Below are 24,001 nucleotides of genomic sequence, written 5' to 3'. Positions count from 1 at the left end.
CGGCGGCGCCGCCGGCAACCGCCGAGACCACGGCACTGACCGGGGTACGCGTCAGCGGACCACCCCGATACCGGTGAACGACCTGTCGTACTCGGTGAACGACCGGTTGTCGTGCGGCGCGTAGATCCAGGTCCGCAGCGAGTTGGCCGCGGTGTCGACCTCGACCAGGCGGACCGGGTTGGTGCTGTTGGAGTGGAACGTCTGGAGGAACGAGTAGATCTTGTTGCCGTTGACCCCGGTGTCGACCCGGTTGCCGGCGATGCCGGTGTGACCGGAGAAGACGAACCGGATGTTGGCGTACCGCTTGACCAGGTTGTCGAACAGATACTGCGGGCTGGTCTCGCCGTAGCCGGCGCTCTGCTCGATGGCGCCGTTGCCGTCGATGTAGTCGTGGGTGACGACTATGACGTTGTGCCGGGGGTTGGCGGCGACGACGTTCCTGGCCCAGTTCACGGCCGCGACCCGGGGCCACAGCTCCAGGGTCAGCACCAGCCACCGCACGCCGCCGGCCTCGAAGGTCGAGTACGAGTTGTCGACCTTGCCAGCCTCGAACTGCCCCGTGACCGCCCGGTACTGGCTCACGGTGAAGTACCTGTTGAACACGGTGGTGTCGCGCAGGAGTTCCCGGGTGCGGGCGGGGTCGCGGGCCGAGCCGCCGGGGCCGGTGGCCTGGGTGTCGTGGTTGCCGAGGGCCAGCGCGTACGGGATGGCGGCGTTCTCGATCGGCCGCATCGCGTTGCGGGCGATGCCGTACTGCGCGTGGTCCGGGGTGTCCCAGTTGACCACGTCACCGGAGGAGGTCACGAAGCGCAGGTCCAGCGCGGACCGGTTCTGCACCAGCCAGTTGGTGCGGTTGAGGAAGCGGGTGTCGCTGGCGTTGAGCACCTCCTGCTGGGTGTCCGGCAGGACGGCGAAGCTGAACTTCGTGTCGGTGACGCCGGCGGTCTCCATCCGCGCGTACGCGATGTGGACGTTGCGGTCGCAGGCGTCGTCCCGGAAATCGTTGACGAACTGGATCTGCACGGTGTGTTGGCCGGCGTCGACCGCCGCGCCGACCGGGTACGTGCCGTAACTGGTCGCGCTGACGATGGTGGTCTGGCCGACACTGACGCCGTCGACGCTCACCCGTACGGTCGGCCAGCCCTGGCAGTTGTCACCGATGGCCCCGATCAGCACCCGCCCGGAGCCGTTGACGCTCGTGGTGGCGTAGTGGGAATTGCTCCACAGCGACGCGTGCGTTCCGGAGGCGGGCACCGGAGTGCCGGTCGCCGGTCGGATCGCACCGCCCACGACGCTGAACTGGGAGGGTTCGGCGGCGTGCGCCGTACCGCCGACGAATGGTGCCCCCGCCACGGCGAGCGTCACCGCCGCGGCCATCGCCACGAGCCCTGACCTGGATCTCCTGATAAGCACCGCTGGTCCTCTCCTGCCGACATACGCCCAAGAACTGGACATTCGCAGCCTAGAGAGGATCGGGGCGACACATGTGAATGTTTGGAAACCATCCTGAGTACATGGGCTGCACTCCCCGGGGAGGCGAGCGACGCCGCCGCCCTACCGCGAGGTGCCGCCGCGTCGACCCGCGCGGGCGGTGGACGGCCGGTGAGCGATGCGGGGAGCCCGCACCGCCGAGGAGTTGCCGGACCCCGGGCGGAAGTCCCGGGCCGCGCTGGCCACCATCTCGTCGGGATCACGGGTGAGGGCCTGCCGGATGTGCGCCGGCACGATCTCGCTCGTCGCCAGGGCCAGGCGGACCTGGACCGAGCGGTCGTCGAGCAGCAGCGCCAGGTCCGCCTCACCCAGCTCGACCGCGCGCACCAGCGCGGCACGGACGTCGACCACCGGGTCCGCGGCGAGCGCGCTGCGCTGCGCGGCGGTGGTCCGCGGGTTGCGGGCCACCCCCTTGCGCACGCGTGCGGTGCGATCGGCCAGCAGGGCGGTGATCGCCTCCGGGTCGTGGGTGTGGGTGGCGAGTCGCTCCCGCACCTCGGGGGAGACGTCGTCGACGAGCCTGGCGGCCAACTCCGGGTCCAGGACCCGGCGCTCGGCGAGGAGACCGCGAAGCTCCTTGTCCGATGCCTCGGACATGGCCCGGCGGACCGACTCGTCACAGGCCGGGTTGCTGGCGACCGCCCACCGGACCCACCGGTCGGCGTCCTTGACCAGACGCATCAGGTTGGCGATCGAGGTCGAGGGGTTCCTCGCCACGGCCTCCCGGACCTGACGGTCATGGTCGCGGGTCAGCGGGCGCAGTGCCTGCGCGGGCGCGTCGGCCCGAGCGGCGACCGCCTTGCGGACCACGGCCGACGGGTCGGAGGCCAGGTCGATGAGTGTCATCTGCGGCGTGCCGGGGTCCTGGGCGAGAGCGAGCCGTGCGTCAGCGTCGCCACCGATCGGACGGTGGTCGGTGACGTCGGACCCGCTGTGACGGTCGGGCTCGCCGACGTCCTGCTGTTTCCCCATGGGCGCAATCATGTCACGGGCCGCCGGCCACCCTCAGGAGACGACCGCTCCTGGCCCGGCGGGGGCGGGTGCGGGGGTGACCCGGGCCGGTACCCGCAGGCCGGACATGCCCCCATCCACCGGCAGTGACGACCCGGTCACCGAAGCGGTGGAGGGTGACGCCAGATAGACGACGGCGGCGGCCACCTCGTCGGCGGTCACCAGGCGGCCCGTCGGCTGGCGGGACGCGAGGTGTCGTTTCTCCGCCGCCGGATCGTCCGCACCGGCGAGCAGGCGGGCCACCCAGGGTGTGTCCACGGTGCCGGGGGCGACACAGTTGACCCGGACCCCCTCCGCCACCAGGTCGGCGGCCATGGCCAGGGTGAGGGCGTGCACGGCGCCCTTCGACGCCGAGTACAGGGCACGTTTCGGCAGGCCGACGGTCGCCGCGATCGAGGAGATGTTGACGATCGCCGCGGCCGACGACCGGCGCAGGTACGGCAGCGCGACGGCACTCGTGCGCGCCACCCCGGAGACGTTGACGTCGAGCACCCGGCTCCACACCTCGTCGTCGTCGTCCTCCACCGTGCCCACGGCGGAGATGGCGGCGTTGTTGACCAGGATGTCGATGCCGCCGAAGGTGTCGGCGACCGAGGCGAGGGCCGCACCGAGGGAGGACCGGTCGGCCACGTCCGCCCGGACGCCGTGGACGTGCGGATCATCGGGGAGGCCCGACAGGTCCAGGTCCAGTACGCCCACCCGGGCGCCGGCCGCCACGAACGCCCGCACACAGGCGTGGCCGATCCCCGAGCCACCTCCGGTCACCACCGCCACGAGACCGTCACACCGCATACTTCTCTCCTCTCCCGAGCAGTCCTCCGATTCGACGCACCGCCGTCAGGCGTTGCGCAGCGTGTTGCGCTGCCGGCCGAGGCGGTCGATCTCGACCTCCATCACGTCACCGGCGGCCAGGTACGGGAAGCGGCCGGAGAGCGCCACACCCTGCGGGGTGCCGGTGTTGATGACGTCACCCGGCTCCAGGACCGTGTACTGGGACAGGTGCCAGACCAGGTACGCCACGTCGAAGATCATGTCTTTCGTGGTGGAGTCCTGGCGGGGCTCGCCGTTGACCCAGGAACGCAGCCGCAGCGCCTGCGGGTCGTCGATCTCGTCGGCGGTGACCAGCCACGGGCCGAGCGGCTGGAACGTCTCGCAGGACTTGCCCTTGGACCACTGGCCACCGGAGACGGCGAGCTGGAAGTCGCGCTCGGAGACGTCGTTGGACAGCACGTACCCGGCGATGTGCGCGACGGCGTCGGCCGGCGAGGCGAGGTAGCGGGCCCGATGGCCGATCACCACCGCCAGCTCCACCTCCCAGTCGGTCTTCGCGGAGCCACGCGGGATCAGGACGTCGTCGTACGGGCCGACGACGGTGTTGGGCGCCTTGTAGAAGATGATCGGGGCGGTGGGTGGCTCGGCGCCCGACTCGGCGGCGTGCGCGGCGTAGTTCTGCCCGACGCAGAGGACCACACCGGGACGGGCGACCGGTGCGCCGACCCGCTGACCGGTGACGTCGATCTCGGGCAGGTCGGTGGCCTCGCGGACGCGCCGGACGCCGTCTCCGCCGAGGAACTCCGCGTCGATGTCGGCGGTCAGCGACGACAGGTCGAAGTGTCGCCCGTCGACGAACAGGACGGGGCGTTCCCGCCCGACGGGGCCGACGCGCATGAATCTCACGAACCATCCTCCGGTGCCTGGTGCCGGCAGAGCCGGTTCCGATAGGATCTTGCTCGCCAGTGTGTACTCGCTCACACCAATACAGTCAAGGCGGGTCGACGCCGCCATGCGGATTGCCCTGTTCATCACCTGCGTCAACGACCTCGCCTATCCGGCCACCGGCATCGCGGTCACCCGCGTCCTGCGGCGGCTCGGCCACACCGTCGACTTCCCGACCGGCCAGACCTGTTGCGGGCAGATGCACGCCAACACCGGCTACCGGGCCGAGGCGATGCCGATGGTGCGCCACTACGTCGACGTCTTCGACACCTACGACGCCGTCGTCGTGCCGTCCGGGTCGTGCACCGCGATGATCCGCGACCAGTACCCGCGGTTGCACCCGCCCGCCACGTCGGTGGCCGCCCGCACCTACGAGCTGTCCGAGTTGCTCGTCGACGTCCTCGGCGTCACCGACGTCGGCGCCGAGTTCCCGGAAACGGTCACCTACCACCCCACCTGTCACGGCCTGCGACTGCTGCGGCTGGGTGACCGGCCGCTGCGACTGCTGCGCGAGGTGCGTGGCATCCGGTTGGTCGAGCTTGGCGACGCCGAGGAGTGTTGCGGCTTCGGCGGCACGTTCGCCCTGAAGAATCCGGACGTCTCCACGGCGATGCTCACCGACAAGTGCGCCCGCGTCGGCGAGAGCGGGGCGCGGGTGCTCGCCGCCGCCGACAACTCCTGCCTGGCCCACATCGGGGGTGGCCTCGCCCGGCACCGGTCGGGCGTGCGGGCCCTGCACTACGCCGAGATCCTCGCCGCGACCGGGGCCACCTCGTGAACAGCCCGGTCGCACCGGCCACCGGAGATGGCCGGATCCGCACGCCACTGCCCTTCCCCACAATGGCGAAACCGGCAGTCGCCGACACGCAACTGCGGGCCAACCTGCACCGGGCCACCCGCACCATCCGCGGCAAGCGCGCCCGCGTGGTCGACGAGGTGCCCGACTGGGAGGCCCTGCGCGACGCCGGCTCGGCGATCAAGGCGGACGTCCAACGGCGGTTACCGGAGCTGCTGGAGCAGTTCGAGGCGTCCGCCACCGCTGCCGGCGCCACCGTGCACTGGGCCCGGGACGCGGCCGAGGCCTGCCGGATCGTGGTCGAGCTGACCCGGGCCACCGGGGCCGACGAGGTGGTGAAGGTCAAGTCGATGGCCACCCAGGAGATCGAGCTCAACGAGGCCCTGGCGGCGGCCGGGATCGCCGCGTACGAGACCGATCTGGCGGAGCTGATCGTGCAGTTCGGCGACGACACCCCCTCGCACATCCTGGTGCCGGCGATCCACTACAACCGGACCCAGATCCAGGAGATCTTCAAGCAGCACATGCCGGACGCGCCGGCCGACCTCAGCGACGAGCCGGCCGCCCTGGCCGAGGCGGCCCGCACACACCTGCGCCGGCGTTTCCTCTCGGCCCGGGTCGCCGTGTCCGGCGCCAACTTCGCCATCGCCGACACCGGCACGCTCGTTGTCGTGGAGTCCGAGGGCAACGGGCGGATGTGCCTCACGCTGCCGGAGACGCTGATCAGCGTGGTGGGCGTCGAGAAGCTGCTGCCGACCTTCACCGACCTGGAGGTCTTCCTGCAACTGCTGCCGCGTTCCTCGACCGGCGAGCGGATGAACCCGTACACCTCGATGTGGACCGGCGTCACCCCCGGGGACGGCCCGCAGGACGTGCACGTCGTGCTCGTCGACAATGGCCGCTCCGCGGTGCTCGCCGACCCGGTCGGGCGGCCGGCGCTGTCCTGCATCCGCTGCTCCGCGTGCCTGAACGTCTGCCCGGTGTACGAGCGGGCCGGCGGGCACGCGTACGGCTCGGTGTATCCCGGCCCGATCGGGGCGATCCTGTCGCCGCAACTGACCGGCGTGGCCGACAACGCCTCCCTGCCGTACGCGTCGACGCTCTGCGGAGCCTGCTACGACGCCTGCCCGGTGAAGATCAACATTCCGGAGATCCTGGTCCACCTCCGCCAGCAGGCCCCGCACCCAGTGGCGGAACGGGCCGCCATGCGCGTCCTGTCCTGGTTGATGCGCAGCCCTCGGCGCTGGGCCGCCGCCCTGCGACTGGCCCGCACCGGCGCGGGACCGCTCGGCGCGTACCGCGAAAGGCGCACCGGCTCCCGGACGCTGCGCCGGCTGCCCTGGCCCGCGTCGGCGTGGACCCGCTCGCGGGACCTGCCGCTGCCCGCGCCGCAGACCTTCCGCGAGTGGTGGGAGCAGCAGTGAGCGCCCGTGACGAGATCCTGGCGCGGCTGCGCAGCGCCCTGGCCGACGACCCGCCGGCCGTGCCGGTGCCCCGCCGGTACCGCCGGGCCGACGACCGCCCCGACCTGGTCGAGGTCCTCGTCGACCGGCTGGTGGACTACCGGGCAACCGTCCACAGCGGGTTCGCCGCCCTGGCCGCCCTGCTGGCGGAGGTCGACCGGCTCGCCGTGCCCACCGACGTCCCCGCCGACTGGCTGGTCGGCCACTCCGGGCAGGTGCACCGCGACGCTCCCCCGCTGACACCGGCCGTGCTCGACACCATGGACGCGGTCCTCACCGGTTGCGCCGTGGCGGTCGCCGACACCGGCACCATCATCCTCGACGCCGGCCCGACGCAGGGACGACGCGCGCTCACCCTGGTGCCCGACCGGCACATCTGCGTCGTCCGCGCCGACCAGGTCGTGGGCCTACTCCCGGAGGCGCTGACCCGACTCGACCTGCGCGCACCGCAGACCTGGATCTCGGGCCCGTCGGCGACGAGCGACATCGAACTGAACCGGGTCGAGGGTGTGCACGGCCCACGCCGGCTGGAGGTCGTCCTGGTCGGCGGCACCTCAGGGGCGTGACGCCACGGCCCGCAGTCGTCGCCGTCGCCGCGACACCAGCAGCACCGCGGCCGCGATCACCAGTGCCCCGCCGACGAGGGTCGCGGCCCCGATCCCCGGCAGGCCCGGCGGGACGGCGGCACCGCTGCCACGGCGGGTGCTGACCACGGCCGGAGTGCCATCGAGAATCCAGTCGTGCGAGTCCTCCCCTGCGCCGTACACCGCGCGTTGTCCGTCCGGGCCGGTGGCCGCCGCACGGTACGCGGGGTTGAGGTCGGTGAGCGTCCGCACCGCGACGGTGACCGTGTCGACCGGCCCGGGGCAGGTGTAGTCGACCGTGGCACCGATTCTCGCCAGGGCTGCCGACTCGGCGACCGCGCCGAGACAGGCACGCGTGCCGTCGACCACGGTGACCTGCCTGAGCAGGCACGCCGTGCACAGCTCGGACGACGCGATCACCCCCGGATCCGTCGCGCGGTAGTCCACGGCACCGTCGAGCAGGACGCGGTCGGAACGCGCGGAAACGGGCTGCTCCGGATGGACGTTCGGCACCGGGCCACGACGTGAACAACAGTCGGTCGCCGCCATGACGCGCATTCTTGGTAATTGCCAAAGACTGGCAACTGTGCCAACGTGATGATCAACGGTTGCGGCGCCGCGCCCACCCGACAAACGACTCCTCCCCACACCACAGGAGCCCTCCGTGACCCGGATGCGTCCGACCCTCCGACGCCTCGCGGCGTCGACCGCGGCGTCGGGGATGCTCGTCCTCGCCGCCTGCGCGGCCCCGGCCACCCCCGACGGCTCCACCGGCGGCACGACGCTCGTCGTCGCCACCTCCGACGAGCCGGACGCGTTGAACCCGGTGCTCAACTACGGCGTCGACGGCGCCTCGCTGATCTTCGACGGTCTCGTCACCCGGGACATCGACAACCGCCTCGTCGCCGGTCTGGCCACGGCGTTGCCGGAGCTGTCCCCCGACGGGCGCACCGTGACCGCGAAGCTCCGCGACGGCGTACGGTTCCACGACGGCACCACGCTGACCGCCCAGGACGTCGTCTTCACGTACCAGGCCGTCCTGGATCCGACCGTCGACTCGACGCTCCGCTCCGACCTGGACATGCTGGAGTCGGTGACCGCGCCCGACGCCGCCACCGTCGTGTTCCGACTGCGCTACCCGTACGCGCCGTTCCTGCAACGGCTCACCCTCGGCATCGTGCCCGCCAAGCTGCTCGGCGGGCAGGACATCAACACCGCCGGGTTCAACCGCAGGCCGATCGGGACCGGGCCGTACCGGGTCGCGTCCTGGACGCCGGGCGACCGCCTGATGCTGACGGCCAACGAGCGCTACTTCGGTGGCCGGCCAAAGAACGACCGGGTGGTGGTCGCGTTCGTCGCCGACGACAACGTCCGCGCCCAGCGGATGCGGGCCGGCGAGTTCGACGCCGCCGAGCTGCCGCCGAAGCTCGCCTCCGGTTTCGACGCCGACGCCACGTACCGGGTGCAGCGGGTGCCGACCGCCGACTACCGCGGCGTGATGCTGCCGACGGGAAACCCGGTCCTCGCCGACCCGGCGGTCCGCCGGGCGCTCAACCTGGCCGTCGACCGGGCCGCGATGGTGTCCGGGCTCCTCGGTGGCGCCGGAGAACCGGCGTTCGGCCCGATCCCCCCGACCTCCGAGTTCGCCGACCCCTCGATCATCGGCAGGCCCACCCCCGACCCGACGGCGGCCGGAGCGCTGCTCGACGCGGCCGGCTGGACCCCGGGTTCCGGCGGGGTACGCGTCAAGGACGGCCGACCGGCGCGGTTCACGCTGATGTACCCGGCTAGCGACACGCTGCGCAAGGATCTGGCCCTCGCCGTCACCGCCGACGCGAAGAAGATCGGCATCGAGGTGACCCCGGCGGGGCTGACCTGGGACGCCATCGACCCGCGAATGAAGTCCGACGCCCTGCTGATGGGCTACGGCACGCCGTACGACCCGGACTTCGTCTCCTACAAACTGTTCGGCTCGCGGTTCGCCGGGCAGGGCTACTTCAACCCCGGCTCGTACCGCTCCGAGGTGACCGACCGGGCCCTCCAGGAGGGCCGCGACCGGATCGACCCGGCCCTGCGCAAGGCCGCGTACGCGCGGTTCCAGAAGCAACTCGCCACCGACGTACCGTGGCTGTTCCTCACCTACCTGCGGCACACCTACGTGCTGAAGTCCTCGGTGCGGGGCGTGGCTCCCCGGGTCGAGGCGCACGAGCACGGGGTGGCGAACAGCCTCTGGTGGAACATCGACACCTGGACCCGGTCGTGACCCGCTCCGGTCGCCTGGCCGGGGCGGGCGCGGTGGTCCGGCGTCGACTGCTGGTCGCCGTGCCGGTGCTCGCCGCGACAAGCATCGGAATGTTCGCCCTCGGTGCGGCGTCGCCTGTCGACCCCGCGAAGCAGTACGCGGGCGCGGCGGCCTTCACCGCCAGCGAGGAGAACCTGGCCCAGCTGCGCGCCAACTGGGGCGTCGACGATCCCCTGCCGGTGCAGTACCTGCGCTGGATCGGCAACCTGGTCCAGGGCGACCTCGGCTGGTCGACAAGTCGCCACGAGCCGGTCGCCTCGGTGCTCGCCGCCCGGGCCGGCTGGACGCTGCTGCTGATCGGCGTGACCCTCGCCCTGGTCCTGGCCGCGAGCCTGCTGCTGGGCGCGCTGGCCGCGTACCGCCGGGGTGGGTTCTTCGACCGCGCGTTGCGGATGGCGGCCTACGCGGTCGAGTCGATGCCGGTGTTCTGGCTGGGCCTGGCCGCGATCGCCGTGTTCGCGCTGGCCCTGGGGTGGTTGCCGGCCGGCGGGCTCACCGACGTCACCGCGACCAGCACGTCCTGGTCCGATGTGGCGCACCACCTGATCCTGCCGGTCGGGGTGCTGGCCGTGTCCCAGGCGCCGTGGTTCGTGCTGTTCGTCCGGGACGCGGTCGCGGAGAGCCTGCGCGACGACCACGTACTCGCCGCGCGGGCGCGCGGGTTGCCCGGTCGGACGGTGCTGTTCGGGCACGCGCTGCGGACCGCGCTGCTGCCGTTCCTCACCCTGGTCGGCACCCACCTGCCCGAGCTGGTCGGCGGGGCGGTGCTGGTCGAGACGGTCTTCTCACTGCCGGGCCTCGGTGCCGTCACGGTCGCCGCAGCGCTGGGCAGCGACTTCCCGCTGCTGGCGGCGATCACGCTGGTCACCACCGCCGTGGTGCTGGCCGCGAACCTGGCGACCGACCTCGCCTACGCCGCCGCCGACCCGAGGGTACGACTCGATGGCTGACCTCGCCGCCCGACCGGCGCTGCTCCGGATCGCCCGTTCCCGGCTGCGGCTACGGCCCGGCCGGGCCGGTGTCGTCACGGCCGGCCTCGTGCTCCTCGTCGCCGTCGTCGGCTCGCTGCTCGCCCCGCTCGTCTGGCCGCTGGACCAGAGCGCGGTCGCGCTGGACCAGACCCGTCTGTCGCCGTCCTGGGCACACTCCGCCGGCACCGACGACCTGGGCCGGGACGTGGCGCACCGCGCGGTCTACGGGCTGCGGGTGTCGCTGCTCGTCGGCGCGGTCGCCGCGCTCGTCGCCACAGTCCTCGGCGGTGTGGTGGGCGGGATCGCCGGCACGCTCGGCGGCCGGGTGGACCGCGTCCTGATGCGGATCGTGGACACCATCGCCGCGATGCCGCACCTGCTGCTGGGCATCTTCATCGTCGCCATGCTGCGGCCCAGCCTCGGCGCGGTGATCGCCTCCGTCGGGCTCACCCACTGGCTGTCCACCGCCCGCATCGTCCGATCCGAGTTGCTCAGCCTGCGGACCCGACCGTTCATCGACGCCGCCATCGGCGGCGGAGCCGGCCGGCTCCGGGTCCTCAGGCGACACCTGCTGCCGCACGTCCTGCCCCGGCTGGCGCTGGCCACCACCCTGATGATCCCGCACGCGGTGTGGCACGAGACCGCCCTGTCGTTCCTCGGCCTCGGCCTGCCGCCGCACCTCGCCTCGTTGGGCAACATGATCAACGATGGGCAGGGGTCGCTACTGACCGGCGCGTGGTGGGCCAGCCTGGCACCGGGCGCGGTCATCGTCGTCGTCACCCTCGCCATCGCGGTCCTCGCCGCCCGCTGGCGCGACCGCCTCGATCCCCGGGTCCGAGCGGAGCTGCACCTGTGACCACCACCGAATCCGTTCCCGCCGCGGCGTCACCCCGCGCCGCCACGCGCCAGCCGCTGCTCGCCGTGGACGGCCTCGGCGTCGAGTTCCGGCTCCGGGACACCCGCGTGCGTGCCGTCAGCGACCTCAGCCTCACCGTCCGGGCCGGCGAGTTGCTGGCCATCGTGGGCGAGTCCGGCTGCGGCAAGTCCGTCCTGGCCCACGCCCTGCTCGGCCTCCTGCCGGCCAACGCCACGACCACCGGTCACGCCCTGCTGCACCACCCGGGCACCGACCCGGTGGACCTGGTCGGCTGCGGCGAGCGCCACCTGGCCCGGAGGGTACGCGGACGCCGGGTCGGGCTGGTTCCGCAGAGCCCGGCCACCGCCCTGAACCCGGTCCGCACCGGACGCCGGCTGCTCGCCGAGACGCTGCGGGCGCACGGCCGCGACCGTGCCGACGCCGACCACCTCGCGGCCGATGTCGGGCTCGACCCGGCCGACCTGGACCGCTACCCGCACGAGCTGTCCGGCGGCATGGCACAACGCCTGGTCACCGCGCTCGCACTGGCACCCGATCCGTCGTTGCTCATCGCCGACGAGCCCACCACCGGGCTGGACCGGCCCCTGGTCGACCACACCCTCGACCTGCTGCGTCGCCGCTGCGACAACGGCTCCGCCGTCGTGCTCATCACGCACGACCTGGCCGCCGCACGCCGGGTCGCCGACACCGTCGCCGTGATGTACGCCAGCCGCATCGTGGAACACCGGGACACCGACGAACTCTTCACCGCACCGACCCACCCGTACGCCTCGGCGCTGCTCGACGCCCTGCCGGACCGGGCCTTCCGGCCGGTGCCGGGCGACCCGCCGATGCTCACCGCGCTGCCCCCGGGGTGCGCGTTCGCGCCCCGCTGCCCACGGCGAACCGGCACCTGCGCGGACCGGCCACTGCCGACACCTGTCACCGGTGGCGGCACGGTGGCCTGCCACCACCCGATCGTTTCCGGAGTCGTCACGTGACAAGCACGCACCTCCTCGCCGACCGGGTGACCGTCGGGTACGGCCGTCAGGTCGTCCTCGACGACGTCACCCTGCGGATCGACCGGGGGGAGACGGTCGGACTGCGCGGGCCGTCCGGCTGCGGAAAGTCCACACTGGTCCGGGTCCTGGCCCTGCTGCACCGCCCCGATCAGGGCCGGGTCAGCATCGACGGCACCCCGGTCGACGCGGTCCGGTACGCAGTGCCGGTCGCCGTACGGACCCGCGTCGCCGCCCTCTTCCAGAGCCCGCGCGCCGCCGCCGACCCTCGCCTGAGCCTCACCGACCTGATCGCCGAACCGCTGCGCGCCACCCGGACGCCCGAGTCGGTCATCCGGGAACGGGTGACCGAACTCGCCGGCCTCGTCGGTCTCACCGCGGATCTGCGCGGTCGGCGTCCCCACGCGGTGTCCGACGGGCAGTTGCAACGCGCCTGCCTCGCCCGTGCCCTCGTGCACCGCCCCGACTACCTGCTCTGCGACGAGGCCACCGCGATGCTCGACGCCTCCACCCAGGCGCACGTCGCCGCCGTGATCCGCGACTACCAGCGCACGCAGCACGCCGGTGTCCTGGTCATCACCCACGACCAGACCCTGCTGCACCGCTGGAGCGACCGGGTCGTCGACCTCGCCGGCGCGGCGAGAGCATGCGCCTGACGCTGCGAGATCGGCCATGATGGCGCCGTGGAAAACAGCCTCTACGACGTGACCAAGGACGAACGGCGGGCCGCGATGAAGGCGTTCCGTCAGCTCCCGAGCGGGAAGCGACAGGAGGCGATCCGCAGGGCCGGCCACGGGAAACGGCACCCGGACCCCGCGGTGGCCGGGATCGTCGAGCAATGGTCACGAGCCGTGCTGCGCCGGACGTGGTGGAACCAGGTTCCGGGCTGGACGCAGCCCACGGCGTGCTTGGCGCTCATGGCGCTCGGGTCGTGGCTCGGCGCTGGAGTTGTCGTCATCCCTGGCGGCGCCGTCGCGCTCATGATCGGTCTCCTGGAATGGAACAACAGGCGGGCGGCGCGAGCAGTGGCGAACGCGGCGAAGCCTGACGTCAGCACCGACCGGGCGCTGTCCGCTTGAGCGAGGGTGGGCCACCACGACGGCACCGCGGATCGGATCAGACACCGTATGGTGGGCGGCTGTGCTGGTTCGCCCCACCGTCGTGGTGGGGCGTCGTAAGAGGGAACCCGGTGCGCGGCACACTCACCTGAGCGCGCGGTGTGGGGTGGCGGTGTCCGCCGCCCCAGCGTCGCTTGTGGCTGCCCGCCACCGCCGATGACCGCCCCGGCCGCGCAGGCGCGGCAGTATCACCGGGCGTCTGGAGGAACCCGTCGGGCACGGGAGTCGGGGCGGCCAGCGAGGATGCCGGCGAGGATCTCCGCGCCGTCGACGACCCGCGGGCCGGGGCGGTTGAAGTAGGCAGGCCCGAGCGACCGCCCACCCGCGTAGGCTCGACCGGGGTCCCCTTGACGGTCCAGTTCTTCCCGACGGGCGGGGGCGGCGGGGTCCAGCTCGCGGGGATCCGCGCCTTCGCGTCGATCAGCTTCACGCGAAGGTCGCTCGGCAGCGGCGAACGTCGGATGGCCGAGCGCGTTCATCAGACGGAGCATGTCCCCGGCCACCGCACGCTTGGACTGCTGGGAGTGGTCGGGGCGGATCCGCGCCTTTCCCGACTGTCCGTAGCCGCGCATGTCCGGGCAGACCACCGTGCCGACGTCCCGGTGATCTAGTGGTTTGAGCACTCGCAGTCGGCGTTGAAGCACCCATGACAACTGCTCCTTGTCTCCCGAGCCGCGCTCCGCGGCGCACGAGGACAGTCGCATCGAGCCGTCATTGTGGCGTCAGGGTCGCCTCAGCTGCTGTTGCTCGCGCTGACCGCCGTGACGTCCGCGGCGGCGTCGCGCGACTGCCGCGAGGTGCCGCGCTCGGTAGCCGTTCAGGCCGGCGGTGCAGCCGAGCCACCGGAGGTGGGCGTGCTCTGCGGGCCGAGCACGAGCCGGGCATTGGCCTGCTCGATCTGCACCGCCAGGTCGTCCGCCCAGGACGCGGTCTCCTGAAACACCACAGTGGTCGTCTTCTCGATGAGCTCGTTGGCGATCGCGACCACCTCGGCGGCGGCGTCCGGCGGGATCGTGGCGCCGTCCGGCAGGGCACCACGCCAACTCAGGAAGCGGGCCTGGGCCCTGGCCAGATCGGTCTGAAGAGTGGCCTGGGTACGCATGAACCTGGTCCAGGACGAGCTGAAGCCGAAGATGCGGTCGGCCAGCACAAACCCACCGGCGACCGCGAGCAGCACGAAACCCCACTCGGGGCCGGGTCCGCCCGGCCAGGCGGCGTGCAGCAGCGGGACGACCCCGCCTCCGACGCCGAGCAGGATGGCCGCGCCACGGCACGCCTTGGACCAGCGGGCCCGGCTCGTCTTGCGCCACAGGTACCAGTCGATGGTCAACTGGGTGCGCTCCTCCGCCCAACCGAACAGCGCGATCAGGCTGTCCCGCTCGTCGCCCGCGGTACCGGTGGTCGACGTCGGATAGCTCAGGTTGCGCGGCAGGGGACGCCCGTCGGGGCGGATACGGGCCACGGGGCTCAGCCCTTGATGATCCAGCGGGCGCTGGACACCCACTCGGCACCCGCCTGCAACGCCATCTCACGCCACTCGACCTGAAGGAAGTCGGCACCGGGCTCACGTCGGTTGCGCAGCACCTTGAGGATGGCGAAATGGTTGGACTGATTGTGCTCCAGTCCGCTCTCGGCTACACCGGTGCTGCCGCAGCCGGAGACGATCAGCGACCGACCGACGTGCACCGTACTCTCCTCGCGGTTGAGCACCGACGTCTCGCGCAGTTGCGGCTTGTGCTTGTGGCCGTGCAACAGCAGCGAAAAACCCATCCGGGACAGACGCTGCTCGACGATGCCGGCGTCGCGGACGGTGGACATGTCCGTCACGATGTTGCTCGCCGTCCTGGCCGGCCCCAGCGCCTCGGGGTACGGGTGCAGGTGGTGGTGCATGACCGCCACCCGGATGCCGTCGTCGTCGGCGTCGCCGCCCGCGGCATTGTCCCGCAGCCATTTCTGGACCGCGTTGAGTTGGCGCAGCCCCACGTACCCGTAGTGGTTCTGGTCGTCCTCGAAGATGCAGGAGTTCAGGCCGACGAACGTGCAGGGACCCTGACGGCTGAAGTAGATCAGCTGGTTCGGCTCGGGCCGCTCGTCGCCGATCTCGAAGTTCCACGTGACCAGCGGGAACAGCTCTTGGAAGCGCTGCTTGCCATAGAACTTACGGACGAACGACAGGTAGTTGTCGAACCGCCGACCGAGATCGTGCTTGGGTGCGGTCCAGTCGATGTCGTGGTTTCCCGGCACCAGGACCACCTGGCCGTGGTCCAACCCGACCGCAGCGCACAGCGCCGCCAGGAAGTCGTGCACCATGGCCAGTTCGGCGGGCTGGCCGGTGTACGCCATGTCTCCCGATACGACGATCGTGACGTCCCGGGCCGCGCACTTCTCCCGTTTCATCGCGGCCAGGAACTCGTCGGCCAGTTCCTCGTACAGGGGCAACGTGTTCTGGTCGGGGTTGAACCGGTGCATGCTCGCGACGGCGGGGGTGCTGTCCTTGAGCCCGGACGGCCCGAAGTGCACGTCGGAGATGTGGAAGATCAGGTGTGGACGACGGGACGGTGCGAACGGCTCGACTGTCGCGACTCCGCGGGCGCGGGCCCGTGCGGCCTGGGTGAGCCAGCGGGCGAATTCGGCCGCCTCCGCGGGGTGGACGCCCGCCGCGCCGAGCATCCGGATCTGCTCCGCGGTGGAGCCCGCGGCGGCCGGCGAGGCCCCGTTGCGGATGGCGTCCTCGGCCCTGCGGATGCCGCTGTCGAAGTCGCCGAGCACGAAGTGCGCCTCGGCCGAGACCAGATCGGCCCAGTAGTCGCCGACCAGCGTCTCGGTATCGTCGACGAAGGTCCGCAGCTCGTCGTAGAGTCGCTGCGCCTCCGCGAGCCGAGCCGGCTCGCTGAGAATCAGCATGCCGGCGTACGCGACGCGGAGATAAAGACTTCCCGGTGCGATCCGGGAGGCCCGGGAATAATAGTCCAGAGCGTCGGCGTACCTGTTCTGCCGTTTCGCCGTTCCACCCAGGATTCCCAACGTTTCCGGATCGTTGGGATTCAGCCGCAGAGCCTGTTCGAGCTCGTCCGCACCGCCCTGGAAGTCACCGCTCATGCGCAGGTAGAAACCACGCTGCCGGTGCACCTCGTAATCGCCCTGGGCGGCCGGGAAGGCAGCCTGCAGCACCTCGGCGGCACGGGCCCAGTCCTCCACCTTGGCCAGCCGTTCGGCCAGCGCGAGCAGGGCGGAGGTGGGCACGTTGGGGAACTGTCTGGTCCAACTCCAGAGCGCGACAAGCTGCTCGTCGCGGTCGGCCCGGGACAGCTTCGCGTCGAACTCCCGCTCGAACGCGGCCCGCGACGACTGCGGGTCGGGAGCGACGCCGAGCGCGCTGAGTGCGTTGTGGACCGGGTTGTTGGCGGGGCGGAAGCTCACCCCAAGCGCGTCACGGTAGCGCTCGGCGAACACGGTGTCGGCGGCGAAGTCCCGTTCGTAGAAGTGGATACGCTGGTTGCTGATGTCGAACGGCAGGATCGTCCCGGCGGCGGCGACCAGGATCGTGCCACCGGAGGAAAGCGCCTGGCGCACGCCGAGTTCGTAGTAGACGTTGCTGTTCGGCACGCTGACGTCTGCGACCACCAGGTCGGCCTGGTAGAGCGACTGCATCGCCTGGTGAGTGACATTGCCCGCCTGAACGACCTCGTCGACCCGAAGCACATCAAATCCGGCGTCCTGCGCGATCGGTTTCAAAATCCGCAGATAGAAGGCGTCGAAGTCGTGTTCCGTCCCGTCCTCCAGGGGACGGATGCCAAATGGCATGATCACGAACAACGTCTTCAGCTTCACGTCGCAATCGTACTCAGCCGGGCACACCACGATCGATAGGCGAGTCGGGATCCGTCGGGTGCGGAAAACGGGGGGCGCACATGCGCCAGGCGTCGGTGACGAGTTCCGTCAGGCGGTCCACGTCCACCTGCGGCAGCGGCAGCGGCAGCGGCAGCGGCAGCGGCAGCCCGTCGTACGTGGTTGTGGCGAGGAAGATCTCGGGCTCGCCGAGGAGTAGCGCCTGTTTCTCCGCCTCGTCGCCGACGTACAGCACGGCGACGTCGGTGCGGATGAGGTGTGGCCTACCAGGTCTGCGCTCGGGGTAGGACCAGACGAAGCCCTGGTTGGCGACCCGGAAGTCGAAGCCGGAGCTGTCGTGATGCTGCGCTCCGACGACGACTGGCTGCACTTCCGCTACTTCCCCGCACCCGGGCCGGGCGGCGACACCGACAGTTCGGTCATCTGGGACCTGCCCGGAGCTGACGCGAGGGTGCTGATCGCCGGCGGCGAATCGCAGTACGTCGAGTTCAAGGAGCAGCTGCCCGTCAGTGAGCACCGGAGGAAGATGCTCAAGACGGTGGCCGCGTTCACCTCCGGCAAGGGCGGAACCGTGCTGATCGGGGTGACCGACGACAGTCAGATCGCCGGAGTTGACACGACGAAGCTGGACGAGCTCATGCTCGCGCTGCACAACATGATCCGCAGCAACATCGACCCAGACCCGGAGGCGACTGTACGGCCGGTGCCAGTGGACGGCAAAACGGTGCTGCTGGTCGAAGTCCCCGGCGGCACCGGCTGGCATGCATACAACCGGGAGAAGCCCGAGTTCTATCTGCGGACAGCCGGCACCATGCTCGGGCCGGCAGAGCGGCAACCAGATCGTCCGCGCGTGACCGACCCATCATGGTGGCGATCATGCTGTCGAGGCGGCGGCTGCGCGGCGGCGCCATCGCTGACGCCTTCGGATCGGCCGAAGAGGTCACCGTTCAGGAAGCCCTGCTCAGAGATTCGCCAGTGGGATCTGGGTCTCAGCTCGCGGGATCCGTACCGACGCCACCGCGACGACAGCCAGTGGCATGCATCGATGCGGCTGGCCTCGTGATTGACGCCGGCAGGCCTCAGTTCAACAGCCAGCACCAGCCAGTCGGGAGGTTGGAGGCTTGACCTCTTCGCTCTTCACCGGGAGGTCACGCCGCACCACTTGATTTCCAACACCGCAGGTCAAAGCCCCTGGTCTCTGTCCGGCGTCGGCGAGCACTTCGGTCGCGGAGACCTCTTCGCCACCCTGCACCCAATCTGCTCCCAGTTGCAAGGCCAGGCCAACCAGCGGCTCCTTACCGCCTCGACCTGCGCACGCTCCTCTGCCAGGTGACATAGAGTCTTGTCGACTGCCCGGCAGAACCGCGGAGCACTCCGGTGTGAACGAAGGGCTCAGGTCAACCGGCGACGTCCACGATGACCTTGCCCTCGGCGGTGCCGCCGGCGACCAGCCGGTGGGCGTCCATGACCGTGTCGAGCGTGAACGTGTGTGGATCCAGTCGCGGGCGCAGCGCTCCGGCATCGGCCAGCGCCGCGATCTCGCGCAGGATCTCGCCGTGGTGTTCGCGGCCCCGCCCGGTCAACATCGGCAGCAGGGTGAACACGCCGGAATAGGTCGCGCCCCGGAACGACAGCGGGGCGAGCGAGTGCGACCCCCAGCCCAGCGCGCTGACCACGTGCCCGTGGTAGGTGCGCACCGCCGCGAAGGACGCGTCGAGCGTCGGGCCACCGACGTTGTCGACGATGATGTCGAACCCCTCGCCGCCGGTGTACCGCTGCACGTACTCCTCGACACTTGTCGAGGTGTAGTCGATCGGCACGGCGCCCAGGCTCTCGATGACCCGCAGGCTCGCCGGCCCGCCGGTGGCGTACGCCTCGGCGCCGCGCGCCTGGGCGAGCTGCACGCCCACGTATCCGACACCGCCGGCACCGCCGTGCACCAGCACCTTCTGCCCGGCGCGGACCCCGGCCCGGTCGACCAGGCCCTCCCAGGAGGTGATCGCCGCCAGCGGCAACGCGGCGGCCTCCCGCATCGAGAGGGTGTTCGGCTTGCGGGCCAGCAGCCGGGCGTCCACGGCGGCGTACTCGGCGAGTGAACCCTGGAGGTTGCCCACGCCTCCGCACAACCCGTACACCTCGTCTCCGGGCGCGAAGCCGGTCACCTCCGCGTCGACCGCCGCGACGACGCCGGCGAGGTCCAGGCCGAGCACCGTGGGAGGCTGGATGCGCGCGTGCGCGGCCTTTCCCGCCTGGATCTTCGTGTCGAGCGGGTTGACGCCGCTGGCGACGATCCGCACCAGCACCTGCCCACGCCCGGGGGTGGGTTGATCGATCTCCTCGACCGTCAGCGGAACGTCGAACTCCCGCAGCACCGCAGCGCGCATAACCATCCACACTCTCCGTGATCGAGTCTCCACGTGGACGCTATCCGACCGGATCGGCGTCGGGGCGGGTTCCTCGGACCAGGCCGTTGCCCAGTGCTGACGACGGCGGTCGTTCCCACTCACCACTGCGGGGCGGTCCCGGATTTCCACCGGGTCCCCTCCTACGACGCCCAGTCGGTCACGACGGGGCGAACCAGCGCCGCCGGCGGCATGGCTGGCCAGGGGATCTGTCCACCCGGGGCGTCCGGCCGCAGCGGCGTACGGCCTCATCGTCAACTTTTGTCGTCCGAGGAAGAAGATCGTCACCTCTTGAAAAAAGTCTCGCGAGGGTGAGGATATCCAGATGCGTCGTCTCCCCCAGACTTGCGGGCGGGTGGTCTCGGGCCTCCTCGCGTTCCTCCTCGCCTCGGCGGTCGCCCTCCTCGCGTCCGCCCAACCCGCCGCGGCGCACGGGACCCTCGCCGAGTCCACACCGGCGAGCGGCACCACCGTGCGCGAGCCGTTCACGGAGGTGCGACTCCTCTTCACCGAGAAGGCCGCCGCCAACGCGTTCTTCACGATCACCGCCCCCGGTGGCACCCGTGTCGACAACGGCTGGTCGCAGGGGGAGCCGAAGCCGCTGGAGAAGCCGGTACGGGAGTACTTCCTGGTCAACGGGCAGTTCGAGCCACGGGAGTACACGACGGGGTTCCCCGCGGTGGTGACCGTCGCCCACCTGCCCGCCAAGGGCCAGTACTCGGTGAGCTACCTGTCGGTCGCCTCGGACGGCGACACCGTGCGGGGCACCCTGACCTTCCGCTACGACGGGCGGGTGACGGCAGCGCCGAAGGGGTGGAGCCCGCCGTCGACCCAGCCGGACCCGGCGCTGGTGGCCGCCACCGAGCAGCACAACACCTCCGGGCAGGCGTCGGCGGTGCCGACCACCGCTGACGATCCGTCGACCCCGCCGGCTGCGGCGGCCCCGTCGACCGGAGCGACCGACGAGAGCGGTCCCGGCGCACTGGCCTGGACCGGCTTGGCGGTGGTCGCGGCGGTCGGGGCGGTGGCCGGGTACGTCGTCTGGCGTCGCCGATCGGCTTCCGCCGGCAGGGGCCGTACCTCGCGGGCGGCCTCCGGTCGGCGCGGCGGTGGCACCCGTTCCGCGAACAGGGCCGGCGCTGGCAAGACCGCCGGGGGCAAGACCGCCGGGGACAAGAACACCGGCGGCAAGAACACCGGGGACAAGACCGCCGGGGACAAGACCGCCGGAGGCGAGGGCGCCGGAGGCAAGGCCGGCGCTGGCAGGACCGTCGGGGCCAAGGCCAGCGGAGGCAGGACCAGCGGGGGCAGGACCAGCGGGGGCAAGGCCGGCGGCGGCGAGGTCGGCGCGGCGACCGGCGTCGTCGCGCGTACCGCCAGCGACAGGCGGCGGCCCGCCACCGTGCCGGCGGCGCGCAAGGGCGACACGGTCGTCACGGCCCGCACGGGCGTCACCGTCGAGCCGACGCCGACCGATCAGGTGGAGCAGCCCCTCGCCAGCACGGACGACGAGCCGACTGTCGACCCCGGAGCACGGCCTGACGCGGACCTCGCCGGCGTGACGCCCGGGGCCCGGCTGAGCAACACCCACCTGGCGCTGCTCGTCGGCGGGCTGGTGATCGCCCTGCTGGCCGGGTTCGGACTGGCCCGCATCGGGACCGGCGACGAGAACCGGGCGGACCGCGACACCCGACAGCCCGCGGCGGGTCCGCCCGCCTCGGGGCAGGAGGGCTCTGCGACCGACGGGCACCAACACCCGGCCGGTACCGGTCCACACACGCATCGGGGTGACGACGCGGCGGGCGCGGCGCTGGCGACCGGGACGACGGTCAGCGCCGGCGGCTACACCCTGCAACCGCTGGAGCGGACCCAACCCCCGGGTGTACGCGCCGACTACCGGTTTCGCATCGTCGGGACCGACCGGCAGCCGGCGACCCGCTTCGCGGTCGTCCACGACAAGCCGTTGCACATGATCGTGGTCGGCCGCGACCTGTCCGGCTACCAGCACCTGCACCCGACGATGGCGGCCGACGGCACCTGGAGCGTCCCCCTGACGCTGGCCCGGCCCGGCGGCTACCGCGTCTACGCCGACTTCTCCGTCACCGCGACGAACGGCACGCAGATCCCCCTCGTGCTGGGCGTCGACCACACCGTGCCCGGTGCGCACACCCCGACCGCGCTGCCGCCGGTGCGGGCCGAGGCGACGGCCGGGCCGTACGCGGTGTCGATGAACGGCACCCCGACGGTGGGGGTGACGGCGCCGATGCACTTCCGGGTCAGCGCCGACCCGACCGTTCCCGCGCAGTTGGAGCGGTATCTGGGCGCGTACGGGCATCTGGTCGTCGTCCGTGAGGGCGATCTCGGGTACGTGCACGTCCACCCCGAGCCGGAGTTGGTCGACGGGTCGGTCAAGTTCTGGCTGACCGCGCCCAGCTCGGGCCGGTACCGGGCGTTCTTCGACTTCCAGATCGCCGGGAAGGTGCACACCGCCGAGTTCACGATCAACGTGCCCTGAGGCCGGAACTTTCTCCCCGCTGCGGCCGACCTAACAGCCAGCAGCGATCATCGGAGGAAGAACACATGCGCACCACCAGCCCACTCGGTTTACGCCGCTCGGCCACCGTCCTCGCCGCCGCGGTCCTGGCGGCGGGCGTCGCGGGTTGCGGCTCGTCCGACTCCCCGGCGACGGCACAGCCGGGCCCGTCCGCATCGGCCTCGGCCAACCCGGACGCCGGTGTGGTCGGCATTCGTGACCCGTGGGTGAAGGCCGCCGACAAGGGCATGACGGCGGCGTTCGGGACCCTGGTCAACAACGGCGACAGCGATGTCACAGTGACCAGCGCCACGACCTCGGTGTCGCCGATGGAGCTGCACGAGATGGCCATGCAGGACGGCAAGATGGTCATGCGGCCGAAGCAGGGCGGCATCGTCGTCAAGGCCAGGGGCACGCACGCCCTGGAGCCCGGCGGCGACCACCTGATGCTGATGAACCTCACCAGGCCCGTCCAGGCCGGCGACGAGTTGACAGTCACCCTGACCTTCGGTGACGGCCGGACCCAGCAGTTCACGGCGGTGGCCAAGCCGTTCACCGGCGCGCAGGAGAGCTACGCCCCCGGGCACGGCGAGCCCATGACCGGCATGAGTGCCACGCCGGGAATGAGCATGAGCCCGACGTCGTGACCGAGACGCCACCCGTGCGGCCGGTGAGCAGGCGTGGTCTGCTCACCGGCACAGCCCTGGCCGCTGGTGGAGCCCTGACCGGCGCAGCCGCGATCGCCGCGACCCGCGTCGGAAAGACCGCGTCACCGCCGGCGACCGCCGACACGACGTTGGCGGCGACCGTCGGCGGCCTGGTCGAGCCGTTCCACGGCCCCCGGCAGGCCGGCGTGGCCACCGAACCACAGGCGCACGCCTCGTTCGTGGCGTTCACCCTGCGGGCCGGCACCGACCGGGCGGCGCTGGGTCGGATGCTGCGGCTGCTCACCGACGACGCGGCCCGTCTCACCCGGGGCCAACCGGCGCTTGCCGACACCGAGGCCGAACTCGGGCTGCTGCCGGCCCGGCTGACCGTGACCTTCGGTTTCGGGCCCGGCCTGTACCGGGCCGCCGGCGTCGACGACCGCCGGCCGACCTCGGTCGCCGACCTGCCGTCGTTCCGCATCGACCGCCTCCAGCCGGCCTGGTCCGGCGGTGACCTGCTGGTGCAGATCTGCGCGGACGACGCGATCACCGTCGCTCACGCCCAACGAGTCCTGATCAAGGACAGCCGGCCCTTCGCCACCGTGCGGTGGGTCCAGCAGGGCTTCCGCCGCAGCCCCGGCGTCGAGCCGGACGGCCACACCCAACGCAACCTGTTCGGCCAACTCGACGGCACCGCCAACCCCCGGCCCGGCACCCCGCTGGACACCGCCCTGTGGGTGCCGGACGGCCCGGCGTGGCTACGCGACAGCACCACACTCGTGGTGCGGCGGATCAGCATGAACATGGAGACCTGGGACCTGCTCGGCCGCGCCGATCGGGAACTGGCCGTCGGGCGGCGGCTCGACACCGGCGCCCCCCTCACCGGCAGCGCCGAGCACGACGAGCCCGACTTCGCCGCCACCGGCGCCGACGGGCTCACCGTCATCCCCGACTTCTCGCACCTCACCCGGGCGCGCGTCACCGACGACCGGCTGAAGATCCTGCGCCGGCCCTACAACTACGACGGGGTGCCGACGGCCGAGGGCCACGCCGACAGCGGGTTGATCTTCACGTCGTACCAGGCCGACATCGCCCGGCAGTACCTGCCCATCCAGCGCCGGTTGGCCGACCGGGACCTGCTCAACGAGTGGACCACGCCGATCGGGTCCGCCGTCTTCGCCATCCCGCCCGGATGTCAGCCGGGAGGATGGGTCGGCGAGCAGGTGCTCGGATGAGTCAGCCA

Annotated in this window: 23 protein-coding genes; 13 read left to right on the top strand and 10 right to left on the bottom strand. The window is 71.6% G+C overall.

Going from position 1 to position 24,001, the window contains the following annotated elements:
- Window positions 1-51 precede the first annotated feature (51 nt).
- The 4 genes from ACGFIW_RS25525 to ACGFIW_RS25510 all read right to left on the bottom strand — a co-directional run bounded on the left by ACGFIW_RS25525 (window position 52) and on the right by ACGFIW_RS25510 (window position 4,179).
- Window positions 52-1,377 carry a carbohydrate-binding domain-containing protein gene (locus ACGFIW_RS25525; protein WP_393320853.1) on the bottom strand — a complete coding sequence of 442 codons (1,326 nt, stop codon included), beginning with the start codon at window positions 1,375-1,377 and terminating at the stop codon, window positions 52-54.
- Between the two features lie 177 nt (window positions 1,378-1,554).
- Entirely contained in the window at window positions 1,555-2,463 is a 909-nt protein-coding gene (locus tag ACGFIW_RS25520; RefSeq protein ID WP_393320463.1) for a hypothetical protein, read from the bottom strand.
- Between the two features lie 33 nt (window positions 2,464-2,496).
- Window positions 2,497-3,294: an SDR family NAD(P)-dependent oxidoreductase gene (locus ACGFIW_RS25515; RefSeq protein ID WP_393320460.1), complete on the bottom strand. Its 798-nt coding sequence runs from the start codon at window positions 3,292-3,294 to the stop codon at window positions 2,497-2,499.
- Window positions 3,295-3,339: 45 nt separating this feature from the next.
- On the bottom strand, window positions 3,340-4,179 hold the full coding sequence (locus tag ACGFIW_RS25510; RefSeq protein WP_393320457.1) for a fumarylacetoacetate hydrolase family protein: 840 nt from the start codon (window positions 4,177-4,179) through the stop codon (window positions 3,340-3,342).
- Window positions 4,180-4,285: 106 nt separating this feature from the next.
- On the opposite strand from ACGFIW_RS25510, the gene ACGFIW_RS25505 reads away from it, so the two are divergent.
- From ACGFIW_RS25505 to ACGFIW_RS25495, 3 genes are all read left to right on the top strand, one after another.
- The gene (locus ACGFIW_RS25505; protein ID WP_393320454.1) at window positions 4,286-4,996 is read left to right on the top strand and encodes a (Fe-S)-binding protein; all 711 of its coding nucleotides are present in this window, start codon (window positions 4,286-4,288) and stop codon (window positions 4,994-4,996) included.
- A 62-nt stretch (window positions 4,997-5,058) separates the two neighbouring features.
- Window positions 5,059-6,438 (top strand): lactate utilization protein B, encoded by a 1,380-nt coding sequence (locus tag ACGFIW_RS25500; protein WP_393320451.1) that lies wholly within the window; start codon window positions 5,059-5,061, stop codon window positions 6,436-6,438.
- Window positions 6,435-7,043 carry a lactate utilization protein C gene (locus tag ACGFIW_RS25495; protein WP_393320448.1) on the top strand — a complete coding sequence of 203 codons (609 nt, stop codon included), beginning with the start codon at window positions 6,435-6,437 and terminating at the stop codon, window positions 7,041-7,043. The genes ACGFIW_RS25500 and ACGFIW_RS25495 overlap by 4 nt, the downstream gene beginning before the upstream one ends.
- Here ACGFIW_RS25495 and ACGFIW_RS25490 read toward each other — a convergent pair.
- Complete coding sequence (locus ACGFIW_RS25490; RefSeq protein WP_393320445.1) at window positions 7,032-7,574, bottom strand: hypothetical protein; 543 nt, start codon at window positions 7,572-7,574, stop codon at window positions 7,032-7,034. The genes ACGFIW_RS25495 and ACGFIW_RS25490 overlap by 12 nt on opposite strands.
- Window positions 7,575-7,734: 160 nt before the next feature.
- On the opposite strand from ACGFIW_RS25490, the gene ACGFIW_RS25485 reads away from it, so the two are divergent.
- From ACGFIW_RS25485 to ACGFIW_RS25460, 6 genes are read left to right on the top strand one after another with little or no spacing between them, the layout of a single operon-like run.
- On the top strand, window positions 7,735-9,324 hold the full coding sequence (locus ACGFIW_RS25485) for an ABC transporter substrate-binding protein (RefSeq protein ID WP_393320851.1): 1,590 nt from the start codon (window positions 7,735-7,737) through the stop codon (window positions 9,322-9,324).
- The gene (locus tag ACGFIW_RS25480) at window positions 9,294-10,313 is read left to right on the top strand and encodes an ABC transporter permease (RefSeq protein ID WP_393320442.1); all 1,020 of its coding nucleotides are present in this window, start codon (window positions 9,294-9,296) and stop codon (window positions 10,311-10,313) included. Before ACGFIW_RS25485 ends, ACGFIW_RS25480 begins: the two co-directional genes overlap by 31 nt.
- Entirely contained in the window at window positions 10,306-11,190 is an 885-nt protein-coding gene (locus tag ACGFIW_RS25475) for an ABC transporter permease (protein ID WP_393320439.1), read from the top strand. The genes ACGFIW_RS25480 and ACGFIW_RS25475 overlap by 8 nt, the downstream gene beginning before the upstream one ends.
- On the top strand, window positions 11,187-12,191 hold the full coding sequence (locus tag ACGFIW_RS25470) for an ABC transporter ATP-binding protein (protein WP_393320436.1): 1,005 nt from the start codon (window positions 11,187-11,189) through the stop codon (window positions 12,189-12,191). The genes ACGFIW_RS25475 and ACGFIW_RS25470 overlap by 4 nt, the downstream gene beginning before the upstream one ends.
- The gene (locus tag ACGFIW_RS25465; protein ID WP_393320433.1) at window positions 12,188-12,865 is read left to right on the top strand and encodes an ABC transporter ATP-binding protein; all 678 of its coding nucleotides are present in this window, start codon (window positions 12,188-12,190) and stop codon (window positions 12,863-12,865) included. The genes ACGFIW_RS25470 and ACGFIW_RS25465 overlap by 4 nt, the downstream gene beginning before the upstream one ends.
- Before the next feature lie 27 nt (window positions 12,866-12,892).
- Entirely contained in the window at window positions 12,893-13,288 is a 396-nt protein-coding gene (locus ACGFIW_RS25460) for a hypothetical protein (protein WP_393320430.1), read from the top strand.
- Between the two features lie 227 nt (window positions 13,289-13,515).
- Here ACGFIW_RS25460 and ACGFIW_RS25455 read toward each other — a convergent pair whose 3' ends face one another.
- The 4 genes from ACGFIW_RS25455 to ACGFIW_RS25440 form a co-directional block, all read right to left on the bottom strand.
- A complete protein-coding gene (locus tag ACGFIW_RS25455) occupies window positions 13,516-14,031 on the bottom strand; it encodes a hypothetical protein (protein WP_393320427.1) in 516 nt (171 codons plus the stop codon).
- A gap of 113 nt (window positions 14,032-14,144) precedes the next feature.
- Entirely contained in the window at window positions 14,145-14,789 is a 645-nt protein-coding gene (locus ACGFIW_RS25450; protein ID WP_393320424.1) for an SLATT domain-containing protein, read from the bottom strand.
- Between the two features lie 5 nt (window positions 14,790-14,794).
- Window positions 14,795-17,158, bottom strand: a complete 2,364-nt coding sequence (locus ACGFIW_RS25445) for a metallophosphoesterase (protein WP_393320421.1) — start codon at window positions 17,156-17,158, stop codon at window positions 14,795-14,797.
- Window positions 17,159-17,171: 13 nt separating this feature from the next.
- Window positions 17,172-17,546: a hypothetical protein gene (locus ACGFIW_RS25440; RefSeq protein ID WP_393320418.1), complete on the bottom strand. Its 375-nt coding sequence runs from the start codon at window positions 17,544-17,546 to the stop codon at window positions 17,172-17,174.
- On the opposite strand from ACGFIW_RS25440, the gene ACGFIW_RS25435 reads away from it, so the two are divergent.
- Window positions 17,517-18,239 (top strand): helix-turn-helix domain-containing protein, encoded by a 723-nt coding sequence (locus ACGFIW_RS25435; protein WP_393320415.1) that lies wholly within the window; start codon window positions 17,517-17,519, stop codon window positions 18,237-18,239. The two genes, ACGFIW_RS25440 and ACGFIW_RS25435, sit on opposite strands and share 30 nt — an antisense overlap.
- A gap of 334 nt (window positions 18,240-18,573) precedes the next feature.
- On the opposite strand, the gene ACGFIW_RS25430 is transcribed toward ACGFIW_RS25435, so the two are convergent.
- Entirely contained in the window at window positions 18,574-19,566 is a 993-nt protein-coding gene (locus ACGFIW_RS25430) for a zinc-dependent alcohol dehydrogenase family protein (RefSeq protein WP_393320412.1), read from the bottom strand.
- 337 nt (window positions 19,567-19,903) lie between these two features.
- Between ACGFIW_RS25430 and ACGFIW_RS25425 the strand changes: the two genes are divergently transcribed.
- The 3 genes from ACGFIW_RS25425 to ACGFIW_RS25415 all read left to right on the top strand — a co-directional run bounded on the left by ACGFIW_RS25425 (window position 19,904) and on the right by ACGFIW_RS25415 (window position 23,993).
- Window positions 19,904-22,093: a copper resistance protein CopC gene (locus tag ACGFIW_RS25425; RefSeq protein WP_393320409.1), complete on the top strand. Its 2,190-nt coding sequence runs from the start codon at window positions 19,904-19,906 to the stop codon at window positions 22,091-22,093.
- A gap of 65 nt (window positions 22,094-22,158) precedes the next feature.
- Window positions 22,159-22,758, top strand: a complete 600-nt coding sequence (locus ACGFIW_RS25420) for a copper chaperone PCu(A)C (RefSeq protein ID WP_393320406.1) — start codon at window positions 22,159-22,161, stop codon at window positions 22,756-22,758.
- A 23-nt stretch (window positions 22,759-22,781) separates the two neighbouring features.
- On the top strand, window positions 22,782-23,993 hold the full coding sequence (locus tag ACGFIW_RS25415; RefSeq protein ID WP_393320404.1) for a Dyp-type peroxidase: 1,212 nt from the start codon (window positions 22,782-22,784) through the stop codon (window positions 23,991-23,993).
- Window positions 23,994-24,001 lie beyond the last annotated feature (8 nt).

It is taken from the genome of Micromonospora sp. NPDC048935, from assembly GCF_043197875.1.
In the GTDB taxonomy this organism is placed as follows: Bacteria; Actinomycetota; Actinomycetes; order Mycobacteriales; family Micromonosporaceae; genus Micromonospora.
This window is presented reverse-complemented; position numbering and strand designations above follow the sequence as displayed.